We start from the raw sequence: 25,996 nt of genomic DNA, 5'->3' as shown, positions 1-25,996 counted from the left end.
AATGTTAAGAACATACGCCAGCCGGTGCGGGGAGTCCAGCAGATTTTCCACGTCCGCTCAGAATCGGGCCCGGCGCAGCACGGCTCCACGAGAGAGGGAGACATTTCGGTGGACATCGCAACCACGCTTCCCGGACGGGGCGCAGTCGTGCCGCGCGCCCGCCTCCGCACCGACCGCCCCGCGCAGTCGCTCGACGGCCGCTGGAGGTTCCGCGTGTCGCCGTCGTTGCGCGGTGCGCCCGACGACGGGTGGCAGCGGAGTGCGGTCGCGGAATGGGGCGACATCGAGGTGCCGGGGCACTGGAATCTGCAGGGATACGGCCTTCCCGCGTACTCGAACGTGCAGATGCCGTTCCCCGTCGATCCGCCTCATCCTCCGGATGCGAATCCGATCGGCGACTACCGGGTCGATTTCGATGCCGACCCCGGGGTATGGGATGCTCCGCGCCGGTTGCTGCGCTTCGACGGCATCGAGTCAGCTGCCGAGATCTGGCTGAACGGGGTGTCGCTCGGCACGACGCGTGGCAGCCGCCTCACTCACGAGTTCGACGTCACGGACACGCTCGTCGAGTCCGGGAACCGACTCGCGGTGCGGGTTGCGCAGTTCAGCGATGCCACATATCTCGAGAACCAGGACATGTGGTGGCTACCGGGGATCTTCCGCAGCGTCACGGTGCACGGCGAACCCGTCGGGGCTGTTCGCGACGTCTTCGTCCAGGCGGATTTCGACCCCGAGACCGGCGCCGGCACGGTGCAGATCGACGTCGATGCGACTGCTTCTGCGCATCTCATCATCCCGGAACTCGACATCGACGTCGCGGCGAGCGGCACGATCCACGTGGGGAGCGTCGAGCCGTGGTCGGCGGAGCACCCCCGCCTGTATGACGCGCAGGTGCGGACGGCGGCGGAGTCGGTGACGCTGCGCATCGGGTTCCGTCGCGTCGAGGTGCGTGATGCGCAGCTGATGGTCAATGGCGCCCCGATCATGCTGCGCGGGGTGAACCGGCATGAGCATCGTGCGCGGCACGGCCGGGTCCACGACGCAGACGTCGTGCGCGAAGAGCTGCTCCTGATGAAACGCCATCACATCAACGCGGTGCGCACATCGCACTACCCGCCGCATCCCGACGTCCTCGATCTGTTCGACGAGCTGGGCTTCTGGGTCATCGACGAGTGCGATCTGGAGACCCACGGCTTCGAGCACGTGCAGTGGCGGGGAAACCCGAGTGCGGACCCGCGCTGGCGGGAGGCGTTCGTCGATCGGATGCAGCGCACCGTGCACCGGGACAAGAACCATCCGAGCGTCATCATGTGGTCGTTGGGCAACGAGTCGCACACCGGCGCCAACCTCGAGGCGATGGCGCGCTGGGCCAAAGGCTACGATCCGAGCCGTCTCATCCACTATGAAGGCGATCACGCCAGCACGTATGTCGACATCTACTCGCGGATGTACGCCTCGCACGATGAGGTCCGCGCGATCGCCGAGGAGCAGCCGGCGGGGGAGGACGAGCACCGGCGTTCCCTGCCCTTCATCCTCTGCGAGTTCGCGCACGCTATGGGCACCGGCCCCGGTGGGATGCAGGAGTACTGGGACCTCTTCGAGGCCCATCCGCGCCTCGCCGGCGGGTTCGTCTGGGAATGGATCGAGCAGGGCATCGAGGTCGACGGTCCGGATGGCAGCGCACGCATCCTCTACGGTGGGGACTTCGGCGAAGACGTGCACGACGGGAACTTCGTCATCGACGGGCTCGTCGACGTGCACCGGCGACCACGGCCGGGGCTGCTGCACTATGCCGCAGTGATCGCACCCGTCTCGATCGAGGTCGACGCCGACCGCTCGGCCGCGACGATCGGCAATCGCTATGACACGCTCGGTCTGGCGGGGGTCGCGCTGCAGTGGTCGCGCACCGTCGACGGCGAGGTCGTCGCCGCCGGAGACCTGATCGCACCGGTCTGCGGTCCGCGAGAACGGGTCATGGTGGCTCTTCCGGAAGAGGCGCGCGCTGAGGGTCGCGCGTCGCAGGCCGATGTGCTGACGGTCGAGGCGGTCACGATCGAGGACAGCACGTGGGCGGCGGCCGGGCATCTGCTCGGCAGCGGGCAGCAGGTGGAGCTCGCCGCTGTCGACGTGCCTCCGCCTTTCGAGGCGGTGGTGACCGACGCGGAGGTGGGTGCCGCCGAGATCGACCCTGTGACCGGACGGGTGCAGGCGCTTGCCGGATTGCGCATCTCCGGGCCGGATGTCGGCGTGTGGCGTGCGCCCACCGACAACGATCGCGACGTGGGTGACGACGAGCCCGACCTTCCGTCCTACGCGCAGCGGTGGCGGGCCGCGGGAATGGACCGCACGGTGACGAGACTTCTCGGCATCCAGCCCGACGGTGGCACCCTGGTCGTCCGTTCCCGCACCGGCGTGCCGATCCTCGACTGCGCACTGGAGGCCCGGATGCGATGGACGCCGCTCTCGGAGACCGCAGTGCGGCTGGATGTCGAGCTGACGCCGAGCGGGCCGTGGCCGACCGAGTGGGCCCGGCTGGGCCTCGACCTCGAGCTGGAGGGGAATCCGCAGGGCGTGGACCTCGTCGGGGAAGGGCCGATGCCGTCCTACCCCGACCTGCGTTCGGCCGCTCGGTTCGGGTGGTGGCGGCTGGACGCGGACGATCTCACGATCGACCACGTGCGCCCGCAGGAGAGCGGATCGCGCATGGGTGTGCGGGAGGCGGTCATCCGTGCACGCGACGGTGCGGTGCGCATCCGCACCCTGGGCGCATCGTTCGCGCTCACGGTGTCACGGCACAGCAGGCGCGCGCTGGACGGGACCCCGCACAATTGGGAGCTGCCCGACGAGGCGCGCACCTTCGTCTCGATCGATCTGGCTCAGAGCGGTGTGGGCACGGCCACCTGCGGCCCGGGGGTGCTGCCGCAGCACCGCCTCTCGCCGCGCGCGGCGGCCGTGTCCCTCGTGCTCGAACGGCTCTGATCGCACCACGGTGAGCGGTCATCGCGACGATGACCGCTCACCGCCTCGCCGACTACTGGACGTCGACCCAGTAGCTGTGCGTGTTCAGCTGGCCGTTGCCGGTGAAGACCTCAGTGCCAGCCTGGACGCTGGTGAGGTACTTGTTGCTGCTGAGCCACCCTCGGTTCACGAGATTGCCGGTGAAGTCGCGCAGATTGAAGTTCACCGAGGTGGTGTTCGACGTGCGGACGAATGAGAAGACGTTCCATCCGGTGCCGTTGCCCGCGTCGATCCAGCCGCGGTACAGGTCCCAGTTCCCGCCGCCGATGTTGACGTTCGCCTGGAGTGTGCCGGCGGGGCCCGCCCCACCCGACTTGTACGGCCAGATCATGATCTCGTCGCTGGGACCGCTCGATGCCCCGGGGTTCGACTCGTTGTGCAGCCAGAGGTCGTAGGCGACGTTCATCGTGCCCGAGCCGGTGACCTCGTAGCTCCAGGTGGTCGGGATGCTGCGGTTCGCGCTCAGCCGGACCGGGAGCTCGGTGCCCGGACGCTGCCACCCCCAGTGCCAGCCGAGGATGATGCTCGAGTAGCTCTTCACCGAGTTGGACTGCCCGCTCCACTGCCAGTTGGTGCCCCAACCGGCCGTGTCGCCGGACTGCCAGTTGTCCCATACGCACTGCCATCCGGAGCCGGACCCGTTCCCCCAGAGGTTGTTGACGACGTAGTACTTGCCCATCGCGATGTTGCCGCCGCTCGCGCAGGTGCTGGCGGCCTGAGCGGGCGCAGCAGAACCCACGACCGGGACCACGGCGAGGCACAGCGCGGCGACGGTGCCGGTGATCCTGTGTCGGATCGATGCGTTTCGACTCTGAGGCATCTCTGTCCTTTCAATCACGTTTCGCCGAGCCGCCATTGGCCCGACGAGATCCGCTGAGATAGCGGTGAAGCCCATGATGGGGGCGGACTTTCCGGAAAGTCCAGGGTTTGACCGATATTCGTCGAAGCGCTTCCGCGCATACGGGACAACGGTTCTTCTCAAGTGCGAGCGCAGGGGCGCTCCATCCGGTACTTGCGGAACGCGCCGTCCGGTGTCAGGATGAACGCAACTGGAAAGCGCTTACCCGATTTTCGAGGATGAGCCGAGCAGAAGGAATGACAGTGTCAGACACGACCACCCTGGACGCACCCGCCACAGAGCTCTCCCACGCGAAGGTGCGCGAGATCGGGATCATCATGAACGGCGTCTCCGGACGCATGGGCTACCGGCAGCACCTGGTGCGCTCGATCCTCGCGATCCGTGATCAGGGCGGCATCGAGCTCTCCGACGGCACCCGCGTCACGGTGAAGCCCATCCTCGTCGGCCGCAATGAGCAGAAGCTGGCCGAACTCGCCGCGCTTCACGGCATCGAGGATTACACGACCGACCTCGACGCGGCGCTGGCCGACCCGAAATGGGAGATCTACGCCGACTTCCTGGTGACGAAGGCACGCGCATCCGCCATTCGCAAGGCGATCGCCGCAGGCAAGGCGATCTACACCGAGAAGCCGACCGCCGAGTCTCTCGAGGAGGCGCTCGAGCTGGCCCGCCTCGCTCAGGAGGCCGGCGTCAAGACCGGCGTCGTGCACGACAAGCTCTACCTGCCCGGGCTGCAGAAGCTCAAGCGCCTCATCGACTCGGGCTTCTTCGGGCGCATCCTCTCGGTGCGCGGCGAGTTCGGCTACTGGGTGTTCGAGGGCGACTGGCAGCCGGCGCAGCGCCCGAGCTGGAACTACCGCGCAGAAGACGGCGGCGGCATCATCTCGGACATGTTCCCGCACTGGAACTACGTGCTGGAGAACCTGTTCGGCGAGGTGAAGAGCGTCTATGCCCAGGCGGCGATCCACATCCCCGAGCGCTGGGACGAGAACGGCGACAAGTACACCGCCACCGCCGAAGACGCCGCTTACGGGATCTTCGAGCTCGAGGGCGGTATCGTCGCCGAGATCAACTCGAGCTGGACCGTCCGGGTGAACCGCGACGAGCTGGTCGAGTTCCAGGTCGACGGCACCCATGGCTCGGCGGTCGTCGGCCTGTTCGGCGCGAAGATCCAGCCGCGCAACGCCACCCCGAAGCCGGTCTGGAACCCCGACCTCGAAGACACCCGCGACTACGACGCCGACTGGCAGAACGTGCCGACGAACGACGTCTTCCTCAATGGGTTCCGTCAGCAGTGGGAGGAGTACCTGGAGTCCTACGTGCTCGGCACCGACTACCCCTTCGACCTGCTCGCGGGCGCCAAGGGCGTGCAGTTCGCCGAGGCCGGTCTCATCTCCAGTGCCGAAGGACGCAAGGTCGCCATCGAGAAGCTCTCGCTCTGATGGCAGCGCTGACGCTTCTCGCCGCGGACGGTTCTCTGTCGGATGCCGCCCTCAACGATGCGGGCGCCTACGGGCGTCCGTCGGCGCCCCTGCAGAGCCGGGTCGCCTACGCCGCCGCGCACGTCGTGCCACGCGTCTCCGCCGACAACACGCCGGGGCAGCCCGCCGACATCGACTGGGACGCCACGCTCGCGTTTCGCCGCAACGTGTACTCCTGGGGTCTCGGGGTCGCCGACGCGATGGACACCGCGCAGCGCAACATGGGGCTGGATGCCGAGGCCACTCGCGAGCTGATCTCCCGCAGCGCCGAGGTGGCGCGCGAGGAGGGGGGCTCGGTCGTGGTCGGCGTGAACACCGACCACGTCCTCGACTCCCGCATCCCGCTCGATCAGGTGATCGACGCCTACAAGGAGCAGCTGCACTTCACCGAGGAGCAGGGGGCGGGTCCCGTCCTGATGGCCTCCCGCCATCTCGCCCGGGTCGCTCAGGATGCCGCGGACTACCGCCGTGTGTACCGCGAGGTGCTCTCGTCAGCAACGGTCCCCGTGGTGCTGCACTGGCTGGGCACGGCGTTCGACCCGGAGCTCGCCGGATACTTCGGAGCAGACGACTGGCAGACGGCATCCGCGGTGCTGCTCGACATCATCGGCGAGAACCCGGACAAGGTCGCCGGTGTGAAGATGAGCCTCCTGAACGCCGAGTCCGAGATCTCGGTGCGGGCGCAGCTGCCGGACGGCGTGCGCATGTTCACCGGCGACGACTTCAACTACGTGTCGTTGATCGGCGGCGATACGGTCGGGCAGGGAGACAACCACTCCGACGCTCTCCTGGGTGCGTTCGCGGCGATCACCCCGGTGGCCTCGGCGGCGATCCAGGCGCTCGATGCGGGTGATCCGGCGCGCTACCTGGAGATCCTCGGGCCGACGGAGGAGCTCAGTCGTCAGGTGTTCGCGGCGCCCACGTTCTACTACAAGACCGGTGTCGCGTTCCTCTCCTGGCTGAACGGGCACCAGCCGGCGTTCCAGATGGTCGGCGGCCTGCACTCGGCGCGCAGCCTGCCGCACCTGAGCCGCATCGTCGAGCTGGCGAACGCCTCGCTCGCCCTCGAGGATCCCGAGCTCGCGCTCGAGCGCTGGCACGGGATGCTGCGCCTGAACGGAGTCGAGGCATGACCGCTGTCGACCCCCGCCTGTCCATCAACCAGGCCACCATCAAGTACGCCGACTTGGCGACGGCGTTGCAGGTCACGGCCGGGGCCGGCGTGCAGTCGATCGGACTCTGGCGCGAGCCGGTGAACGAGGTCGGCCTCGACATCGCCGCCCGGATGCTGTCGGATTCCGGTCTGCGATTCTCCACGCACTGCCGCGGTGGGTTCTTCACGCTGCCGCACGGACCGGAACGGGATGCTGCGCTCGAAGACAACCGCCAGGCGATCGAGGAGACCGCGACGCTCGCCGCAGCGGGGGCCGAAGGCTCCACAGCAGTGCTCGTGCTCGTCGCGGGCGGGCTACCGGCCGGGTCACGGGATCTCGTCGGCGCACGTGAGCGCGTGCGCGACGCGATCGGCGCGCTCGCACCGGATGCGAAGGCGGCCGGGGTGACGCTCGCGATCGAGCCGCTGCATCCGATGTACGCGTCCGACCGCGCCGTCGTCTCGACGCTCGGTCAGGCGCTCGACATCGCCGCCGACTTCGACGCCGATGTGGTCGGCGCCGCCGTCGACACCTTCCACGTCTGGTGGGACCCGCAGGTGCTCGAACAGATCGCCCGAGCCGGCCGCGAGGGGCGCATCGCCACCTACCAGGTGTGCGACTGGAAGACGCCGCTGGCCGCGGACGTGCTGCTGTCCCGGCACTACATGGGCGACGGCGTCATCGACTTCGGTGCGCTCACGCGCGCCGTGATCGAGACGGGCTACGACCGCGACATCGAGGTGGAGATCTTCAACGCCGACATCTGGGCGGATGCTCCGGCCGATGTCGTCCGTCGCACCGCCGAGGCCTTCGGTGCCGCGGTCTCCCCGCACCTGCCCTGACAGGATGGATCCATGACCACGATCAGGCCGGGGCTGTGCTCTGTGACGTTCCGCGAGCTCAGCCCCGAGCGGATCGTCATGCTGGCCGCTGATGCCGGACTCGAGGTCATCGAGTGGGGCGGCGACGTGCACGTGCCGCCGGGAGACACCGTGCGGGCGGCGCAGGTCGCGCGTGCGACGGCGGATGCCGGGCTCGCGGTCTGCTCGTACGGCTCCTACTTCCGAGCGGGCGCCGGGGAGGAGCTCACGCCGATCCTCGACAGCGCGGAGGCTCTCGGCGCCGACCGGGTGCGGGTCTGGGCCGGGTCCGTCGGCTCCGCGGAGGCGACCGTCGAGGATCTCGCCGGCACGGTCGACAGGCTCCGGTCGGCAGTGTCCGAGGCCTCCGCGCGGGGGATCGGCTTGGCGCTCGAGTTCCACTCCGGCACCCTCGCCGACACAGCGCCGACGACCCTGCAGCTGCTGGCAGACGTCAGCAGCCCCGCGCTCACCACCTATTGGCAGCCGACCGTCGCCGCGCCCGATGACGTCGCGCTCGCTGAGTACCGCGCGATCGCCGCGCACACGAGCGCCGTGCACGTCTTCTCGTGGTGGCCGGCGAAGGAGCGGCTGCCGTTGCGTGCGCGGGACGAACTGTGGAGCCGCTTCTTCGCGGCAGCATCCGCCGCCGAGCGCCCTCCCCGCGACGCCTTGCTCGAGTTCATCCCCGACGCCGATCCCGATCTCCTCGCCGCCGAAGCGGCGACCCTGCGCGGGTACCTGGTCTGAGCGGCCTGCGCGTCTTCTTCGCGCCTTCTCCGCCGCGCCCTCGGCGTGCCCGGCTGTCATCGTTCGGAGTGTTCGGGGTGCAGTTGATTTTCTCCATTGAATGGCAACCGTTTGCCAGATACTCTGGTGCGGCACGCTACTGAATGGTAAGAACGCTTACTAACGACGTGGCGTACGCACCGTCGTGGAGCAGTTCCCGCCGAGTAGGAGACACCGATGTCGCACGCTCACCGTCCCGTCCGTCGAACCTTGGCCGCGCTCGCCGCTGTCATTGTGGCGATCCCGCTGGGCCTTGCGGTGCAGTCGGCCACAGCTCCGGCATCCGCTGCCGAACCCGGCATCACGGACGGCCTCGATCTCGGTGCCGGCAACCGCCGCGCACCCATCCCCGGACTCTACGACTGGAGCAAGGCCGGCTATCGGGGCGGGGCGTCGCTTCCCTACACCGCCGCACTCGCACCTCGCGCCGCGTGCGACATCACGGCCGCGGAGATGACCGCTGCGCACGGCGTGACGGCGGGCGACGGCGTCGACGACACGGCCGGAATCCAGGCCGCGATCGACGCGATCCGCACCGGCTGCTCGCCGACGGCCGGCTTCGACGACCTCAGCCGCATCACGCTTCCGGCCGGCCGGCTCGACGTCACCGGCGAACTGCACGTCGACGCCGACTACCTCGTCATCCGCGGTGCCGGATCTGCGGCAGCCGGTGGGACGACTCTGGTCTACAAGCCCGACGTCAACACGCGTTACGACGCCGTCACCCCCGATGGATCCGAATGGGACAAAGACGGGATGGACTACGGGCAGGGAAGCGGCGGTTGGCTCTGGCCCGGGCGCGGGCTGTTCCGCGTGCAGTCCCGCGGTGTGAACGCGGCGTACGCCACGGATTACGCCGCGGCCCCGGCGAATCGCAAGGATCTCTTCGAGGGCACCGTCAACGCGCACTGGAAGGTCGGGATCGCGTTGCGCGCCAAGACCGGCGATGCCGGGTACTCGGCTCGGGCCGGCGACACCGTCGTGCACCTGGCGACGAACGGCGCGATGACGAACCTCGCCGTCGGCGCGATCGTGAACATCAGGGTCGCGAACTCCGTCGCGTTCTATGCGGAGCAGAAGGCGCTGCCGACGACGCATCCGCTGCAGAACCTGCACATGCGTCAGCAGATCTTCCGCATCGTCGCCAGCAACTCCGCTGACCGCACGATCACGCTCGACAAGCCGCTGGAGTACGACGTGCCGGTGAACTCCACATCGGACGGATCTGCGGCCATCGACGGAAAGGTCTATGCGTCGAAGGCTTCGCCGATCCTCGACCCCGTCGTCGGAGTCGGCATCGAGTCGATCGCCTTCACCCAGGAGATCGCGGGACTCACGCCGGCCGTCGCCGCGCACAACTACGGAAACCTCGCCCCGGATCAGGCCATGCACGGCATCGTGTTCAAGTGGGCCGTCGACTCCTGGGTGCGCGGGGTCCGGGCCGAGATGACCGGCTCCCACCCGATCGTCACCGAAGAGGCCAAGAACCTGCAGATCGTCGACAACCAGCTCGACGGCGCCTGGAACAAGGGCAAAGGCGGCAACGGTTACTTCAGAGGATCCCGCGTCTGGGACTCGGTGTACGCGGGGAACACGTCCCGCAACCTGCGTCACTTCACGTTCCAGTGGTCGGCGTCCGGCAACGTCGTGATCGGCAACGACTTCGATTCCGACCTGAACCTGCACGGCGGTTGGGAGCGCAACAACCTGTTCGAACTGAACAAGGTGACGGTTCCCTACGCGCACCGCTCGGGCAACTGCAGTTCCCACTGCGGCGAGGAGGGCGGCGGCGGCCCGGACGACTCGAACTGGTACCCCGTCTGGTGGGGCGCCGGACAGAAGGCGGTGAAGTGGTCGGGGTCCTCCGGTCCGCGCAACGTCTTCTTCAACAACGACATGAGCAAGCAGCTCGGAAGCGACTCGGCCGCCTTCACGCCGTACCTGGCGGATCGGCACCGCATCCTTCAATTCGGATGGAGCGGCACCGGCTGGAAGCACCTCGATGCCGGCGGAACGGCCATCCCCGACTGGGCGTCTCGCGAGACTCTCGACTACGGCGAGGGACACGGCGTGCACGACGACCTGACAGACGCCGCGGAGTCCCTCTTCCTGAAGTCCGTCACGGGCGGCGGTGGTGGCACTCCGACTCCCACGCCGACTCCCAACCCCACGGAGACGCTGATCTCGCAGGGGAAGCCGGCCACGGCATCCTCCGCGGAGACCTCCGGGTTCCCCGCAGCCCACGCTGTCGACGGATCCATGACGACGCGATGGGCGAGCACCGAGGGGATCGACCCGCAGTGGATCACCGTCGACCTCGGGACCGGCGCCGCAGTCTCGAAAGTCGTCCTGAAATGGGAGGCCGCCTACGCATCGAAGTACCGCGTGGAGATGTCGGCCGACGGCTCGACGTGGACGCCGTTGAAGACGGAGACCGCGGGCAACGGCGGCACCGACGAGTTCACCGGCCTGGCCGGCAGCGGCCGGTACCTGCGCGTGTTCGGCACGGCGCGCGGCACCGCGTACGGCTACTCGCTGTGGGAGCTGCAGATCTACGGCACCGCGGGAACGCCGGGAGGCCCCGTCGATCCGGGCCCCGGTGCAGGTGACTTCGTCGATGTCGACACGGCGGCCGAGTTCAGCGCCGCTCTCACTGCGGCCGAACCAGGGCAGACGATCCGGCTCGCAGCCGGCACTTATCGGGGGAGCTTCGTCGCGACGGACTCCGGCACGGCGGCGAAGCCGATCACCCTCACGGGGCCGCGCAGCGCGATCATCATCAACGACGGCTCCTCCGGGGCCCTGTCCGGGTGTCCGCAGCCGACCTCCGGCTGGAACTCGGGCTACGGGCTCTGGCTGTTCGGGGCGTCGCACTGGAACGTGACGGGCCTCACCGTCGCGGAGTCGAAGAAGGGCATCGTGCTCGACACGGCCACCCACGTCACCATCGACGGAGTGCTCGTGAGGGACATCGCAGAGGAGGGCGTGCACTTCCGTCGGTCCTCGGCTGACGGAACCATCCGGAATTCGGAGATCACCCGCGTCGGTTTGGTCAAGCCGGGCTACGGCGAGGGCGTCTACCTCGGCTCCGCGAACTCGAACTTCGATTGCTACGGCGACTCCAGCGGACGAGATCGTTCCGACCGGGTGCAGGTGCTCGACAACACCTTCGGTCCTGGCATCGCCGCCGAGCACATCGACATCAAGGAGGGTACCGAGGGAGGCGTCGTCCGCGGCAACACCTTCGACGGCAAGGGCATCTCCGGTGAGAACTCGGCCGACTCCTGGATCGACGTGAAGGGCAACGGATACCTGATCGAGAACAACACCGGCACCTTCTCCTCGCCGGGCGTCTTCGCCAACGGCTACGAGACGCACAACCCGCTCACCGGGTACGGATGCGGGAACATCTGGCGCTCCAACACCTCGAACCTCGGCGGCGTCGGCAAGTACGCCGTCTTCATCTCGTCCACGTCGAAGTGCTCGAGCAACCCGAACAAGGTCTACGCGTCAAACACCGTCGCGAACGCCGTCACGGGACTCACGAACGTCGCGGTCACACCGTGACGATGCGAGTCCCGTGCGCCACCCCTCGGTCCTGACCTCCTCGAAGGACCACCGTCAATGAAGATCGGAACAGGAATGACAACCACTCAACGAGTCCTCGCCGTGCTGGCGACGGCATGCCTGCTCGCTGCGGGCGGCACCGCCGCACACGCGAGCGCCCCGGCATCCGTCCCGGCGACGGCGTTCGGCCAGGCCGGCCCGCTCAGCGCGACCGAGGTCGGTCCGCTCGCCGAGACCCTCATCTCGCAGGGGCGGCCCGCGACGGCTTCCTCGGTCGAGACGGCCTCCTTCCCGGCGAGCAACGCCGTCGACGGATCGGCCACCACGCGATGGGCGAGCCTCGAAGGCGTCGACCCGCAGTGGATCACGGTCGATCTGGGCGCAGGCGCGACGGTCTCGCGCGTGCTCCTGAACTGGGAAGCCGCCTACGCCAGCAAGTACAAGGTGCAGATCTCGGTCGACGGCACGACCTGGACCACGCTCAAGGACGAGACGGCCGGCAACGGCGGCACCGACGACATCACGGGCCTCAGCGGCACCGGCCGCTACCTGCGCGTCCACGGCACCGCACGTGGCACGACCTACGGTTACTCCCTGTACGAGCTGCAGGTCTTCGGCAGCACCGGCGGCGGCACGCCGACCCCGACCCCGACTCCGACGCCGACAACCCCGACCGATGAGACGGTGGTGACCTCGATCTCACAGCTGCAGAGCGCGATCAACAGCTCCGATCCCGGTGACACGATCGTGCTGAAAAACGGCAGCTACAGCGTCTCCACCGCGGTGAGCCTCGGATCCAGCGCCTCCGGAAGCTCGTCCGCGCCGGTGACCATCAAGGCCGAGACCGTCGGCGGTGTGACGCTCACGGGCGCGTCGAGCTTCACCTTCTCGAGCGTCCACGACATCATCATCCAGGGCTTCACGTTCACGCAGTCGACGACGATCGACGTGGGTTCCAGCAGCAAGGCGGTGGACTTCGTCCGCAACGAGTTCGCCTTCTCCGACGCGGCGGAGCACAACCTGATCGTCCGCTCGGACGACTCGGAGATCGCGTACAACTGGTTCCACGGCAAGGACTCGCTCGGCGTCTACCTCGGCATCGAGGGCCCCGGCAGCGACACCGTCGCCAAGAACTCCCACATCCACCACAACTACTTCTCCGACCACAACTTCACCGGCACCAACGGCGGCGAGTCGATCCGGCTCGGCACCAGCCCGAAGGCGCTATCCAGCGGCGGCGCGATCGTGGAGTACAACCTGTTCGAGAACGCCAATGGCGACCCCGAGGCGATCTCGGTCAAGTCCAGCGGGCACACCATCCGCTACAACACGATCCGTGACAGCAAGGGCGGCATCGTGCTGCGCCACGGCAACAACAACAAGGTGCTGTCGAACTACATCACGGGTGGCAACAACGGCATCCGGATCTACGGCAACGACCACGTCATCATGAACAACTACGTTGCCGACCTCACCGAGGTGACCGGGTCCAACGGCGCCGGGATCACCGTCGGGTCGGGCACGCTGCGCGATCACTTCGTGGGCGAGAGCAGCGAATCGCGGAAGAAGTACGACGCCCCCGACCGCGTCCGGATCGGCCTGAACACGCTGGTGAACAACGCCAGCGGCATCGTCGGCGAGACGCAGCGCACGGTCGTGCCGCTGAACGTGACGATCGTGGACAACATCATCCAGGGTTCGGCGGGCGTGCTCGCCGACGTGCCGCTCATGCAGGACTTCTACTGGCGCGGCAACATCCTGTGGGGTTCGGCCGCCAACGGGAACATCCCGACCGTGGGCTACACGCGGGTGAACCCGCAGCTCGCCCAGGACTCGGCCGGCGTGTGGAAGATCGGCTCGTCGAGCCCGGCGGTGAACGCGGCGTTCATGACCGACCACGGCACCTGGGTCACCGACGACATCGAGGGGCGCCAGCGCTCCGGCACCTACGACGTCGGTGCGCATGAGGTCACCAGCAACGCTGCGACTCGCGCCCCGCTGACCACGCCGAACGTGGGGCCTGCCGCCCCGTAGTCGGGGTAGAGAGATGGAAAAGGCCGGTGAAGATCACTCTTCACCGGCCTTCTCCATCCCTGTGGGCGCGGATGCCGCGCTGTCAGGGCTGCGGGATGCGGAAGGTGTCGTAGGGGATGCGGCGGACCAGATCGTCGGCGATGTCGGCGGCATCGGCCTCGGTGAGCCGGTGGGTGGCCACGAGGGAGGCGAGGTACGAAGCATCCGCTCTGCGTGCCATGTCGTGCCGCGCCGGGATCGAGCAGAACGCCCTGGTGTCGTCGATGAACCCGGAGGTCTTCGCGAAACCGGCGCTGTCGGTGATCGAACGGCGGTAGCGCTCCATCGCATCGGGGGTGTCCAAGAACCACCAGGGAGCCCCGACGTACACGCTGGGGTAGAAACCGGCGAGGGGCGCGAGCTCCCGCGAGAATGCCGTCTCATCGACGGTGAACAGCACGAGACGCAGCTGCGTGTCGGTGCCGAAGTCGTTCAGCGCCCGCCGCAGCGGCTCGGTGTAGGTGGTCGGCAGCGGCAGGTCGTGGCCGGTGTCGGCGCCGTGGCGTTCGAGCGTGGGTTCGTGGTGGTTGCGGTGCACGCCGGGATGCAGCTGCATCACCATGCCGTCCTCGGCCGACATCTCGATGAGGCGGTAGAGGATGTCGCGCCGATAGGCCGTGCCCTCGGCGACAGTCGCTGTGCCGCGCAGGCCCGCGGCGTGGATGCGCTCGGCCTCGCGGTGGCCGAGGGGGAGTGCCCAGGCATCCGCCACTCCGGTGTCGGTGGCCGTGCCGCCCGCGGCGCGGAAGTACGCGCGTCGTGCGCGCAGTGCGGCGAGCAGGCCCGCGTGGGTGTCGCACGCGATGTCGGATGCCGCCGCGAGCCGGTCGAGCGCCTCGGCCCAGCCCGACGCGGCCGGGTCCATGATGCGGTCGGCCCGGAACGTCGGCAGGACCCGGCCGGCGAATGTCGGGTCTTCAGCGAGAACGCGGTGCGCGGCAAGGTCGTCGGCGGGGTCATCCGTGGTGGCGAGCACGTCGACGCCGAAGCGCTCGAACAGCGCGCGCGGCCGGTATCCGTCGTCCGTCAGCCGTTCGGCGATCTCGTCGTACACGCGGTCCGCCGTGCCGGGGGTCAGCCGGGTGGTGACCCCGAACACCTCGCCGAGCTGATACTCCAGCCAGTACTGCACGGGGGTGGCGCGGAACAGATGCCAGTTCGCGGCGAGCACGCGCCATGCCCCGCGGGGGTCGACGGGCGGAGCTCCCGCCGGCGCCTGCACCTGGCCGAGCGGCACGCCGGCGCCATGCAGCACCCGGGTGACGTAGTGATCGCCGGTGATCAGCAGATCGGTCGGCGAGGCGAACGGGGCGTTCTCGGCCAGCATCGAGGCCGGGACGTGACCGTGGGGCGAGCAGATGGGGGCGTCGCTGACTCGGAGATAGAGATCCCGGGCGATGTCACGGGTGACCGGATCGCTGGGAAAGAGGCGGTCCGGGTGCATCATCGTGGTCGGCATTGTGTCCTTCGGGGGTCGTGCGTGGCAGCGGAGCGGCCGCCGCCACGCACGACGCTACCGGTCATCCAGCGCGATGGCAACCGTTTGCCATAGAATGTCGGAAAGACGACATCGCAGTCGGCGGAACACGAGGAGACGGCATGGCGCAGAGCCAACCAGGCAACGACGGACACACCATCGCCCACCTGGGCGTCGGTGCGTTCCACCGCGCGCACCAGGCCTGGTACACGCATCTGGCTTCCGGTCGCGACGATCCATGGCGCATCGTCGCCTTCACCGGTCGATCGGCCGAGCAGGCGCACATCCTGCAGGCGCGCCAGGGGGCGTACACGCTGATCACCCGCGGCGCCGACGGCGACGCCTTCACCCAGGTCGCCAGCATCCGCTCCGCTCACGACGGCGCCGACCGTGCGCGATGGGAGTCCGTGATCTCCGATCCGCAGACGCGGATCCTCACGCTGACCGTCACCGAGGCCGGGTACCGGCTGGGAGCGGACGGCCTGCTCGACACCGCCGCGCCCGCCGTCGACGCCGACCTCCGCCACGCCCTGCGCTCCCCGGAGGCCCCGATCGCGACCGCCCCGGTGCGCCTCGCTCTCGGTCTCGCCGCACGCCGCGCCGCCGCCGCGCCGCCGCTCACGGTCATCAGCTGCGACAACGTCAGCGGCAACGGCGAGATCACGCGATCGGTCGTACTCGCAGCTGCCGCGGTTCTCGACCCTGGCCTGCCGGCCTGGATCGATGAGAACGTCGCGTTCCTCTCCTCGATGGTCGACCGCATCACGCCGCGCACCACGGCCGACGACGTCGCCGAGGTCGAGCGCGCGACCGGCATCCGCGACGAAGGAACCGTCGTCGCCGAGCCCTTCTCCGAGTGGGTGATCGAAGACGGCTTCGCCGGGCCACGACCCGCGTGGGAGCGCGTGGGAGCGCGGCTGACCGTCGACCTCGCCCCCTACGAGGAGCGCAAGCTGCGCATCCTGAACGGCGCGCATTCGCTCCTCGCCTACCACGGGCTGCGCCATGGATTCGATGATGTGGCCGGCGCCTTCGCCGACCCGCACCTGCGCTTCCTCGTCGAGGACTACTGGGCGGTCGCTGCGGCGAGCTGCGTCCTGCCGGCCGGCGACCTCGACGAGGCGATCGACGCGACCCGCCGGCGCTTCGCCAACCCGCGGATCCGTCATCAGCTGGCGCAGATCGCGCTCGACGGCGCGCACAAACTGCCGCATCGCATCGTGCCGGTGCTCGAGCACGCGGTGCGATCGGGGGCGGCGCCCGAGGTGCCGGCATCCGTCATCGCCGCCTGGTGCCTGCGCGGTGATCATTCCGCCGATGACGCCGCGGCGCTCCTCTCCGGGGTCGACGACGCATCCGCCGCGGAGACGATGCTCGCGGTGATCGGGCGCGAACTCCGTAGGCTGGAGGACGATCCCGCCGGCGCCGCCCGACGCGCCGGTGCAGTGAGGAGCTGAGCATGGCCGACGATGGACCCATCGACGCCGAGATGCGGGCGGAACGAGCGTCGGACGCCCCTGCGGAGAGCGTGACGATCTACGACGTCGCCAAGCTCGCCGGTGTGAACCCCTCCACGGTCTCCCGTGCGCTGAACCGGCCCGGCCGGGTGAACGCGGTCACCGAGCGGCGGATCCGCGCGGCCGCCGAGTCGCTGAACTACCACGTGAACCCGATGGCCCGCGCGCTGCCGACGGGGCGCACATCGATCATCGGCCTGGTCGTCTCCGACATCACCAACCCGGTGTTCTTCGACGTCATCCGCGGCGCTGAGGCGGCCGCGACCCGGGCTGGATACACCCTGGTCCTCACCGAGTCCGAGGAATCGGAGGAACGCGAGTACGAACGCGCCCTGCAGATGCTGCGGATGGTCGACGGCCTGCTGCTCGCGACGCCACGTATGTCGGACGACCAGATCCGCGCGCTGGCTCGGCAGAAGCCGGTCGCCGTGGTGAACCGCCTGGTCGAGGACGTGCTCTCCGTGGTGCCGGATGTGCAGCACGGGATCGCCGAGGCCGTCCGGCATCTGCGCAGTCTCGGACACAGCAGGATCGCATACGTGCCCGGCCCTGCACTGTCGTGGATGGCTCGACACCGAGGTGAGCTGCTCGCTCAGCGCTGCGAGTGGGCGCACATCGAGCTTCTGCAACTGCCCCCGGTCGCGCCCACCGTCGTCGGCGGGCGCAACGCGGCCATGGCCGTCAGGGACAGCGGAGCGACGGCGGTCATCGCCTACAACGACCTCATCGCGATCGGGCTGATGCAGGAGCTCGTCGAGACCGGCATCCGCATCCCGGCCGACATCAGCGTGCTCGGCTTCGACGACATCTTCGGCGCCGACTTCACCTCGCCGCCGCTCACCACAGTCAAGTCGCCGCTGCGCGAAGAGGGCGATCATGCCATGGCGGCGCTGCTCAGCCGTGTGACCGAGGGGACGATTCCCACCGTCGGTTTCGACCTGGCGACCAGTCTCGTCGTGCGTGGTTCGACGGGGACCGCCGCGGGCTGAACGGGGTCGTCGGGGGTCGCTCCGTCCCGCTGAGCGAACCGACGGTACCTCACGCAACAGCGGCCGACCAGCGCTCAGGAATGTCCACGACTCAAGCGCCGGCCGGCCGCCGAATGGGCCGCCGAGGCGACCGCATCGAGGCCGGGATCATCCGCCGAAGGGGATGATCCCGGCCTCGAAGTCCGTCAGGGGGCGAGGGGCCCCACATCCGCCGGAGTCAGAGGAGCGCGCTTCACGGCCGCCGCACCCGGCTCATGGGCGCCGACGTCCGCCGCACCGATGCGCTTGCGCCCGTCGATGTCGTCACGCACCTGACCGGAGTGGTCCTGCGTCGCCGCGTCCACGGCAGGGCTCGATGCGCTGATCCGCCAGACGTCGGCGGAATCCCGCTCGAGCTGCGGGTCGACGCGGGTGAATCCGGTGACCGGCAGGTCTCCGTCGGCGGCGGCGCCCCAGAGGATGTTGCCCGCCCACGTGAAGCCCTGCGAGACCGGCACCTTGGCGAGGGTCCCGACGTCGCCCTGGATGATGTTGTCGACGATCACGCAGTCGTTCGGCTCGATCGGCCGGTGCGTCTCTCCGGAGATGCCCCCCGTGTTGCCGATGAAGTTGTTCAGGGCGATGCGCACCCGATCGGCCGCATCGTTCTTGTTGCGCGAGTTGGCGGGCTCACCCTCGTAGTGATCGCGCAGCGTGCCGGCGCCGAGTACGAGCGCGGTGTCCGCGGTCTCGCCGACGTAGTTGTTGACGATCACGTGGTCGTTTCCGTAGATGCGGATGCCGCGCAGGCCCCGGATGATGTGGTTGGACTCCACGCGGGTGCGGTTGCCGTGGCGGAGCACGATGCCGCCGCCGCTGTCGCGGATCGTATTGAACCGCACGGTGTTGTCGCTCGACTTCACGGAGATGGCCTCTGGATCGCCGTTCGTGCGCTCGAACAGGTTGTACTCGACGATCGCGTGCGCGCTGCTGAGCGCGCGGGGGCTGACGCCGAGGCGGATCGGCTCGCCGCCGTTGTCGCCGGCGAAACTGTGATCCGAGAAGTAGTTGTGGTGGATGTGCACGTTCTCGGCCATCTCGGTGGACCCGGCGCCTTCGACGCCGAGGAAGATGCCGAGCGTCGACTTGCTGTGGAAATGGTTGTACTCCACGACCGTGTTGTCGGCGCGGACCATCACGCAGTGCATGCCCTCGATGTCGGCGAGCACGAACTCGTTGCGGCTGAGGGTGATGGCCGTGCAGCTCGCCGGTATCTCGAACGTCGTCGACTGCGTGAACACGAAGCCCTGGAGCACCAGGTCGTGCGTGGCGTCGAAGGCGAAGCTCGCGGTGCCCGTGAGAGTGACGCCGCCGATGGTCGCGGCCATGATCGTGAGCGGCTTGTTCCAGCGGCCGCCCGCACCGGCGAGGCTGATCGGGGCGCCGTCGGGCACCGCGTAGGTGCCGTCGGCGACGATGATCGTGCCGCCGTTGGTCATGACGGTGATGGCCGCGCGCAGCTCGTCCAGTGTCGAGACGTGCAGGTACGGCCCGCGGCCGGGAAGCATCGGGGCGATGCGGGAGGCTGCGGATGCCGAGGCCGGGCCGAAGACGGATGCTCCCGCCTGCTGCGGGATCGCGATCGCTGCCGCACCGGCGACAGCGGACAGGATGAACGTACGACGCTTCATGTTTCCTCCTCGTTGAGGTGGGCCCTTCGACGAGCTCAGGGACCGGGGGTTGGGGTCGGGGACCCGGGGTGGGTCGGGTGGGGGAGAGGTGCGGGTCAGGGGGTCTCGGTGAGGAACAGTTCGATCACGGGGACGGGGGTGTCGGGGCGCTGCACCGGGAGCTGGAGCGTGAGCGTGCCGTCGGGCAGCCCGCCCATCAGGGTGTTCTGCGCCTGGCGGCTCGGGTCGATGTGCAGCGGGACGAGTTCCGAGGCATCCGACATCAGCTGCGCATAGCCGACCTTGCCGGCCAGACCCGGCAGATGCAGGTGCTTGAACGGCCAGGAGAAGAGGTGCACGTAGAGGCGGTCGCCGCGCAGCGTGTAGCGGGCGTCGTTCGGCGCCTGCCACGGAGCCGCGCCGGCACCGCGGATCGATCGAGCATGGTCGTCCATCCATGCGGCGATCTCATCGAACGTCCGCTGCGCCGTGCGGTCGATCCGGCCGCGGCCGTCGGGACCGACGTTCAGCAGCAGGTTCCCGTTCTTCGCCACGCCGTCGACGAGCAGCTTGATCAGCGATTCCGAGCTCTTCACGTCGAGGTTGTCGCGGTCGTAGCCCCAGCTGCCGTTGAGCGTCTGACACGCCTCCCAGGCAACCGGTTCGCCGTCGCGCTCCATCGGCTTCAGGGGCTGGTACTGCTCCGGGGTGACGATGTCGCCCGGGATGCCGAGGCGGTCGTTCACGATGCAACCGGGCTGCAGCGCCCTGACCAGGGCGAGCAGGTTCTCGGCGTCCCAGTCGGCGGCGCCCTTTCCGCCCCAGTAGTCGGGGCGGTGCGTGTAGGAGAAGTCGAAGAAGAGGTAGTCGATCTGGCCGTAGCCGGTGAGAAGCTCGCGCACCTGGCCGTGCAGGTAGCGCTGGTAGTCGCGGATGTCGCGGTCGGCGGCGGCCGACTTGAACTCCTCGTCATCGCGTTGCGGGTGGGTGCCGTCGACGGGGAAGCCCTCGTGGTGCCAGTCGATGAGCGAGTAGTAGATGCCCACCCGCAGGCCCTCGGCGCGACACGCCTCGACGAACTCGGCGACCGCATCCTTGCCGTATGGCGTGTTCATGACCGTGTAGTCGGTGAGCTTCGAGTCCCACAGGCAGAAGCCGTCGTGGTGCTTCGCCGTGAGGACGACGTAGCCGGCACCCGCGTCCTTCGCGGTTCGAGCCCACGCGCGGGGGTCGTAGCGGTCGGGGTCGAAGTGATCGAAGTACGGCTGGTACTGCGCATCCGTCAGGTGCTCGCGGTTCTTCACCCACTCGTGGCGGGCGGCGAGGGAGTAGAGCCCCCAGTGCACGAACATGCCGAGGCGGGCGTCGGTGAACCACTCGAGGTCGGCGGATGACGTCATGACGAGACTCCTGGAAGGGTCGGTTCGGGTTCGACGAGCGCACTGCGCAGCGCGCTCAGTTCCTGCGTGGAGAGACCGTGGGCGATCAGGTAGCCGGCGGCCGAGCCCCACTCGGCGTCGAGGTTCGCGAGGGTCTCGCGCATCACCTCGGCGGGGGATTCGGTGGCGAGCATCCAGGCGTGGCTGGACTGCGGATACTTCTTCGCCAGCCGCTCCGAGGTCGCCTTGCGGTGTTCCGCCGGAATGAGGTCGCCGGTCGACGCGTAGTCGGCGACGACGGCCTCGCGATCAGCGCCGACGGCGGCGAGGGCGAGGGCGATCGTGACGCCCGTGCGATCCTTGCCCGCCGTGCAGTGCACGAGGGTCGGCTCGCCCTCGGCGATGATGCGCACCGCATCCACCAGCCGGTTCGAGCCTCCGCTGAGCAGGTGCGCGTAGATCTCGCCGAGGCTGTAGTCCTCGAGGAAGAACGAGCGGGCCGAGCCGAGGTAGAGAGGCAGGCGGGTGATCTCGACGCCGGTGAGCGGCGTGGCGTCTGCGGCCACTTCGTCATCGGCGCGCAAGTCGACGATGCGGCGCACGCGGGCACGGACCGCATCCGCGCCCTGCGCACCGAGCCCGGCGAGGTGACCCGAGCGGAACAGTCGCCCGGTTCGGATCACCCCGCCGTCCGCGGGAATGCCGCCGACGTCGCGGAACCCGGTCACGCCGTCGATCTCGGGAACCGTCATCGGCTCAGGGCCCGTCGTGGTCATCGTGCGAACTCCCGATCAGCCTTTGAGCGCACCGGACGTGAGTCCGCGAGCGAAGGACCGCTGGAACAGCAGGAACACGATCACCGAGGGGGCGAGCGCCAGCAGTGATGCCGCCATGACGACGCCGGGCGTCACCTCCGGCTCGATGCGCAGGGTGCGCAGCGCCAGCGGCAGCGTGTAGGTGTCGCTCGAGGTCGAGACGAGCAGCGGCAGCAGGTACTGATCCCAGATCATCGTGAATCCGAAGACCCCGATGACGCCGATCGCCGGCTTGCACAGCGGCACGATGATCTGCGCGAACACGCGCAGCTCGCTGGCACCGTCGATGCGCGCGGCCTCTTCGAGCTCGAGGGGCACGTCCTTCATGAACTCGGTCATCACCAGGATCGAGAACGCCCACGCGCCGATCGGCACGATCATGCCGGCGAGCGTGCCCATCAGGTTGATGTGCAGGAAGGGGATGTCAGCCAGCAGGATCGACAGCGGCAGCGCCAGGATCTCATCGGGCAGCATCATCGTCGCGAGGATCGCGACCAGCGCCAGCGCGGAGAAGCGGAACTTCTTGCGGGCGAGGGCGTAACCGGCGAGGACCGAGACGACCACCTGCAGGAGGAGCCCGAAGCCGACCACGAAGAACGAGTTCATGAGGTAGCCGAGCACGCCGAAGTCGAACGCGACGGAGAAGTTCTCCAGCGTCGGCCGGTTCGGGATGATGCTGAGCTCTGTCGGGTCGGTCACCTCGCTGAAGGCGCCGGAGAGCAGCGCGACCAGGGGGCCGGCGAACAGTGTGACGACGACCGCGTACAGCAGCACCTTCACGCCGATCCCGACGATGGTGCGGCTCTCGGTGAGTCCGAGGGCGGTATCCGTTCCGGCGGTCATGCGTCCTTCTTCCTGCGCATCATCAGCTGCACCGCGAGGGTCAGCACCAGCGTCGCGAGGAACAGCAGCACGGCTCCGGCGGAACCGACACCGAGCTTCTGCTGTTCCAGGCCGAGCTTGTAGAGGAGGGTCATCACGACCTCGGTGGCGCCATTCGGGCCGCCGTTGGTCATGAGGTAGACCTCGGTGAACACCCGGAAGCCGCGGATGGCGGCGAGGATGAACAGGATCGAGAACACCGGGCGGAGCCCCGGAAGCGTGACGTGCAGGATGCGCTGCCAGCGGTTCGCACCGTCGACGGTCGCCGCCTCGTAGAGTCCGCGGTCGATGCCGGCGAGCCCTGCGAGGATGATCATCATGTCGTAGGGGCCGCCGCGCCAGATGCCCATCAGCATGATCGACCACATCGCCGAGTCCGGGCTGTTGATGTACTCGCTGGGGGCGAGGCCGACGATCCCGATGATGGAGTTCAGGAACCCGTTGTCGGTCGGGTGGTACATGATCCGCCACAGCTCGGCGATGACGGCCATAGGGACGACCACCGGCAGGAAGGCCGCTGAGCGGATGAAGGAGAGCTTGCGGGTCTGGCCCTCGAGGAGGAGCGCCAACAGGAACCCGAGCACCAGGCATCCGAGCGTCTGGCCGAACGCCAGGACGAGGGTGTTGATCGTCGCGTCGCGGAAGGCCGGGTCGGAGAGGATCGTCTCGTAGTTCTTCAGCCCGACGAACTCGTTGCCGAGGTAGGGGCGCACGTTCTCGACCGACATGCCGATGGCCTGGACCATGGGGATGTAGCGGAAGACGAGGAACAGCAGCAGGGCGGGCATGAGGAAGGCCCACGGGACCCACCACTGTCCCTGTACGCGATGGCGGCCGCGCCGCCGGGCGGGCGGCGGGGACACGCTGGTCCCCGCCGCCGACTTCGGAGCGTCTGCCGTGTTCACGGCGTCGGCTGTGTGGATCGTCACTGCTTGAGGATTCCCTGCGTCAGGAGCTCGGCCGTCAGCTTGCCGTCGAGCTTGGTGAGTTCTTCTTCGACGTCGAGGGAGCAGTCCGCGAGCAGGGCGTTGATGGTGTCAGCGCTCATCTGGCGTACCGGCGTCCAGCTCGGGATGGTCGGAGCGTAGTGGCCGCTCTCCTTGTAGGCGGTCGCGAAGGTCTCCCAGCGGGGGTCGTCGCGGACCTGGCCGACATCGACCTTCTCGTTGACCGGCAGCTGGATGGCGAAGGCATCCGTGCCCTCCATGCCGTAGGCCTGCGACTCCTCGCCGACGTACCAGTCGGCGAACGCCGTCTGGCCCTCCTCGTTCTCGGACCCGGCCATCAGGTAGACCGTGCCGCCCTCGGCGAGCACCGAGGCGTCCTTCGGGCCCTCGGGTGCCGGGACCACGGTGTACTTGTCGGCTCCGAGCACCTTGTCGAAGCGCGGCATCATGTAGGGGCCGGTCACGTACATGCCGGCAACACCCGACTCGAAGGCCTCGTTCGTCGGCGGGGTGTCCATGCTCGGGGCGCCCGGCTGGATGACGCCGGCGGTGCACTGCAGGTCGCGGAACCATGTGGTGGCCCCGATCGCCTCGTCGGAGGTCATCGACGGCAGCCACTCGTCGCCGGAGCCGGTGATGAAGTCGCCGCCCGCGGCCCAGAGGAAGTTCGAGAAGTACCACGACGCGTAGCCGCGCTTGGTCGAGCCGGGAACCGCGAGCCCGTAGGTGTCGGCCTGGCCGTTGCCGTCCGGGTCGTTCTTCGTGAACGCCTCGGCGACCGCGAGCAGCTCGTCCCAGTCGGTCGGTGCCTCAAGGCCCAGGTTCGCCAGCCAGTCGCTGCGGATCATGAGGGCGTTGGCCTGAGCCGAGTAGGGGATGCCGTAGGTCTTGCCGTCGATGGCCTTGCCGGCCTCGAGCGCCTGCTCGGTCATGTTCTTCGAGTTCTTGATGTCCTTGAGGTCGATCTCGCGGAGGATGCCCTGAGACTGCATGGTGCCGAGCTGGCTGACGTCGTTGAGGACGATGTCGGGCAGGTCCTTCTGGCCGGCACGCTGGGCGAGCTTGATCTCGAAGTCGTCGAAGATCGCGGTGACCTCGGCCTTGTAGCCCGTTGCCTCCATGAACGCCTCGACCTGGCGGATCGTCGCGGCCTCGCTCGGGCTCCCCGGGGTGGTGCGGGTCCAGACTTCCAGGACGGCTTCTTCGTCCTGCGTGACACCGGAACTGCCGCCTTCGGGAGCGGCTCCGCTGGAGCAGCCGGCGAGCGCAAGCGTGACGACGCCCAGGACTGCGGCTGCTTTCATCTTTGTGTGCATGGTTTCTCCAGGGTTTTGGCAAACGCTTGCCACTTTGCAAGTCGTCGTTTGCGAATCTAACCTAGGGATGCGAACACTGTCAATCATTGATCGGATGTTTCGCTTTCAATCGTGATGAAGTCGGGAGACGAAGTGGTCGACAGGGATGAGAAGCTCCGAGTGCGCCTGGTGATGGAGGAGCGGCGACGGGCAGACGTCTATCCCGCCGACGTGCTCGCCGAGATCGACCGTATCGCGGACCTGGAGCGGCCATTCCTCACGGCGCAGGAACTCGCCGCCGACCCCGATGCCCTGCGCGACACCGACGTGCTCCTCACCGGCTGGGGCGCTCCCGTCATCGACGCCGGTCTGCTCGCTGGTGCGCCGCGACTGCAGGCGGTGATGCACGGGGCGGGATCGGTCAAGCACCTGGTCACCGACGACTTCTGGGCGCGCGGGCTCCCGATCGTCTCCGCTGCCGCCGCGAATGCCGAGCCGGTGGCGGAGATGACTGCGGCGCAGATCGTCCTGGCATCGCGCGGCGTTCCGGCATCACGCCGCCGGTATCGCTCTGAGCGTTCGCTCACTGCGGTCGGCGCCGCATCCGGCACGCGCGGAAGCGTCGTCGGTCTGGTCGCCCTGGGTGAGATCGGGCGCCGGGTCGCCGAGCGTCTGCGGGGCACCGGGCTGACGCTGCTGGCGGCGGATCCGTTCGCGGATGCCGGCGCCGCGGCCGAGCTGGGCGTGTCCCTCGTCTCCCTGGAGGAGCTTTTCGATCGGGCGGATGTGGTGAGCCTGCACGCGCCGCTGCTCCCGGCGACGGAGGGGATGATCGGTGCGGCTCTTCTCGAACGGATGCCGGAGGGCGCCACGATCATCAACACGGCTCGCGGGGGCCTGATCGCCGAGGACGATCTCATCGCGGTGCTCCGTCGGCGGACCGACCTCACAGCGTTGCTCGACGTCACCGCGCACGAGCCCCCGGCCCCGGATTCCCCGCTCTGGGAGCTGGAGAACGTCGAGCTGACGCCCCATGTCGCGGGTTCCATGGGTGCCGACCGCGGCGCCATGGGTCAGCTGGTCGCCGAGGAGCTCGGGCGCCTGGCGGCGGGCCTGCCGCTGCAGCATGCGGTCGAGCGGCGAGCCCTCGAGCGCATGGCCTGATCGGGCCCGGGGAGCACCGAGGCTGTGTCATCGGTCCGGCAACCGATTGCCACGATGGAGAGAGGCAGCAGATCCGGTCGC

General features: G+C 68.5%; 18 protein-coding genes. 10 read left to right on the top strand and 8 right to left on the bottom strand.

Translation table 11 applies throughout. The annotated features are described in order from the left end of the window. The first annotated feature begins 108 nt into the window (after nt 1-108). Nucleotides 109-2,979 carry a glycoside hydrolase family 2 TIM barrel-domain containing protein gene (locus CUR96_RS00910; RefSeq protein ID WP_245861045.1) on the top strand — a complete coding sequence of 957 codons (2,871 nt, stop codon included), beginning with the start codon at nt 109-111 and terminating at the stop codon, nt 2,977-2,979. A 52-nt stretch (nt 2,980-3,031) separates the two neighbouring features. Here the strand turns inward: CUR96_RS00910 and CUR96_RS00905 are convergent, their stop codons facing one another. Then, nucleotides 3,032-3,838, bottom strand: a complete 807-nt coding sequence (locus tag CUR96_RS00905) for a GH12 family glycosyl hydrolase domain-containing protein (protein ID WP_180968899.1) — start codon at nt 3,836-3,838, stop codon at nt 3,032-3,034. Between the two features lie 275 nt (nt 3,839-4,113). Between CUR96_RS00905 and CUR96_RS00900 the strand changes: the two genes are divergently transcribed. The 6 genes from CUR96_RS00900 (at nt 4,114) to CUR96_RS00875 (ending at nt 13,762) form a co-directional block, all read left to right on the top strand. Beyond that, nucleotides 4,114-5,319: a Gfo/Idh/MocA family protein gene (locus CUR96_RS00900; protein WP_180968898.1), complete on the top strand. Its 1,206-nt coding sequence runs from the start codon at nt 4,114-4,116 to the stop codon at nt 5,317-5,319. Continuing rightward, on the top strand, nt 5,319-6,491 hold the full coding sequence (locus CUR96_RS00895; protein ID WP_102191413.1) for a dihydrodipicolinate synthase family protein: 1,173 nt from the start codon (nt 5,319-5,321) through the stop codon (nt 6,489-6,491). Before CUR96_RS00900 ends, CUR96_RS00895 begins: the two co-directional genes overlap by 1 nt. Then, complete coding sequence (locus CUR96_RS00890) at nt 6,488-7,354, top strand: sugar phosphate isomerase/epimerase family protein (RefSeq protein ID WP_102191412.1); 867 nt, start codon at nt 6,488-6,490, stop codon at nt 7,352-7,354. Before CUR96_RS00895 ends, CUR96_RS00890 begins: the two co-directional genes overlap by 4 nt. 12 nt (nt 7,355-7,366) lie before the next feature. Next, the gene (locus CUR96_RS00885) at nt 7,367-8,122 is read left to right on the top strand and encodes a sugar phosphate isomerase/epimerase family protein (protein ID WP_102191411.1); all 756 of its coding nucleotides are present in this window, start codon (nt 7,367-7,369) and stop codon (nt 8,120-8,122) included. A gap of 216 nt (nt 8,123-8,338) precedes the next feature. After that, nucleotides 8,339-11,728: a discoidin domain-containing protein gene (locus CUR96_RS00880; protein ID WP_102191410.1), complete on the top strand. Its 3,390-nt coding sequence runs from the start codon at nt 8,339-8,341 to the stop codon at nt 11,726-11,728. 75 nt (nt 11,729-11,803) lie between these two features. Further along, nucleotides 11,804-13,762 carry a chondroitinase-B domain-containing protein gene (locus CUR96_RS00875; protein WP_180968897.1) on the top strand — a complete coding sequence of 653 codons (1,959 nt, stop codon included), beginning with the start codon at nt 11,804-11,806 and terminating at the stop codon, nt 13,760-13,762. Nucleotides 13,763-13,844: 82 nt separating this feature from the next. On the opposite strand, the gene uxaC is transcribed toward CUR96_RS00875, so the two are convergent. Further along, nucleotides 13,845-15,260, bottom strand: coding sequence for a glucuronate isomerase (gene uxaC / locus CUR96_RS00870; protein WP_102191408.1), 1,416 nt, complete (start codon nt 15,258-15,260; stop codon nt 13,845-13,847). 140 nt (nt 15,261-15,400) lie between these two features. Between uxaC and CUR96_RS00865 the strand changes: the two genes are divergently transcribed. Both CUR96_RS00865 and CUR96_RS00860 read left to right on the top strand, forming a co-directional pair. Continuing rightward, nucleotides 15,401-16,735: a mannitol dehydrogenase family protein gene (locus CUR96_RS00865; RefSeq protein ID WP_102191407.1), complete on the top strand. Its 1,335-nt coding sequence runs from the start codon at nt 15,401-15,403 to the stop codon at nt 16,733-16,735. A gap of 2 nt (nt 16,736-16,737) precedes the next feature. Continuing rightward, nucleotides 16,738-17,784, top strand: a complete 1,047-nt coding sequence (locus tag CUR96_RS00860) for a LacI family DNA-binding transcriptional regulator (RefSeq protein WP_102191406.1) — start codon at nt 16,738-16,740, stop codon at nt 17,782-17,784. Between the two features lie 185 nt (nt 17,785-17,969). On the opposite strand, the gene CUR96_RS00855 is transcribed toward CUR96_RS00860, so the two are convergent. The 6 genes from CUR96_RS00855 to CUR96_RS00830 all read right to left on the bottom strand — a co-directional run bounded on the left by CUR96_RS00855 (nt 17,970) and on the right by CUR96_RS00830 (nt 24,772). After that, on the bottom strand, nt 17,970-19,454 hold the full coding sequence (locus CUR96_RS00855; protein WP_102191405.1) for a polysaccharide lyase 6 family protein: 1,485 nt from the start codon (nt 19,452-19,454) through the stop codon (nt 17,970-17,972). Nucleotides 19,455-19,549: 95 nt separating this feature from the next. Next, nucleotides 19,550-20,833, bottom strand: coding sequence for an alpha-L-fucosidase (locus CUR96_RS00850; RefSeq protein ID WP_102191404.1), 1,284 nt, complete (start codon nt 20,831-20,833; stop codon nt 19,550-19,552). Continuing rightward, nucleotides 20,830-21,588 carry a tyrosine-protein phosphatase gene (locus CUR96_RS00845; RefSeq protein ID WP_245861044.1) on the bottom strand — a complete coding sequence of 253 codons (759 nt, stop codon included), beginning with the start codon at nt 21,586-21,588 and terminating at the stop codon, nt 20,830-20,832. The genes CUR96_RS00850 and CUR96_RS00845 overlap by 4 nt, the downstream gene beginning before the upstream one ends. A 15-nt stretch (nt 21,589-21,603) precedes the next feature. Continuing rightward, nucleotides 21,604-22,470, bottom strand: a complete 867-nt coding sequence (locus CUR96_RS00840; protein WP_102191402.1) for a carbohydrate ABC transporter permease — start codon at nt 22,468-22,470, stop codon at nt 21,604-21,606. After that, complete coding sequence (locus CUR96_RS00835) at nt 22,467-23,438, bottom strand: carbohydrate ABC transporter permease (protein ID WP_245861043.1); 972 nt, start codon at nt 23,436-23,438, stop codon at nt 22,467-22,469. Before CUR96_RS00835 ends, CUR96_RS00840 begins: the two co-directional genes overlap by 4 nt. After that, nucleotides 23,435-24,772: a sugar ABC transporter substrate-binding protein gene (locus CUR96_RS00830; RefSeq protein WP_102191401.1), complete on the bottom strand. Its 1,338-nt coding sequence runs from the start codon at nt 24,770-24,772 to the stop codon at nt 23,435-23,437. The genes CUR96_RS00835 and CUR96_RS00830 overlap by 4 nt, the downstream gene beginning before the upstream one ends. Nucleotides 24,773-24,886: 114 nt before the next feature. Between CUR96_RS00830 and CUR96_RS00825 the strand changes: the two genes are divergently transcribed. After that, nucleotides 24,887-25,915 carry a hydroxyacid dehydrogenase gene (locus tag CUR96_RS00825; RefSeq protein WP_102191400.1) on the top strand — a complete coding sequence of 343 codons (1,029 nt, stop codon included), beginning with the start codon at nt 24,887-24,889 and terminating at the stop codon, nt 25,913-25,915. Nucleotides 25,916-25,996: the final 81 nt, after the last annotated feature.

Source organism: Microbacterium aurantiacum, assembly GCF_002872075.1.
In the GTDB taxonomy this organism is placed as follows: Bacteria; Actinomycetota; Actinomycetes; order Actinomycetales; family Microbacteriaceae; genus Microbacterium; species Microbacterium aurantiacum_A.
Note: the sequence above shows the minus strand (reverse complement) of the source record. Positions and strands in the feature narration are given on the sequence as shown.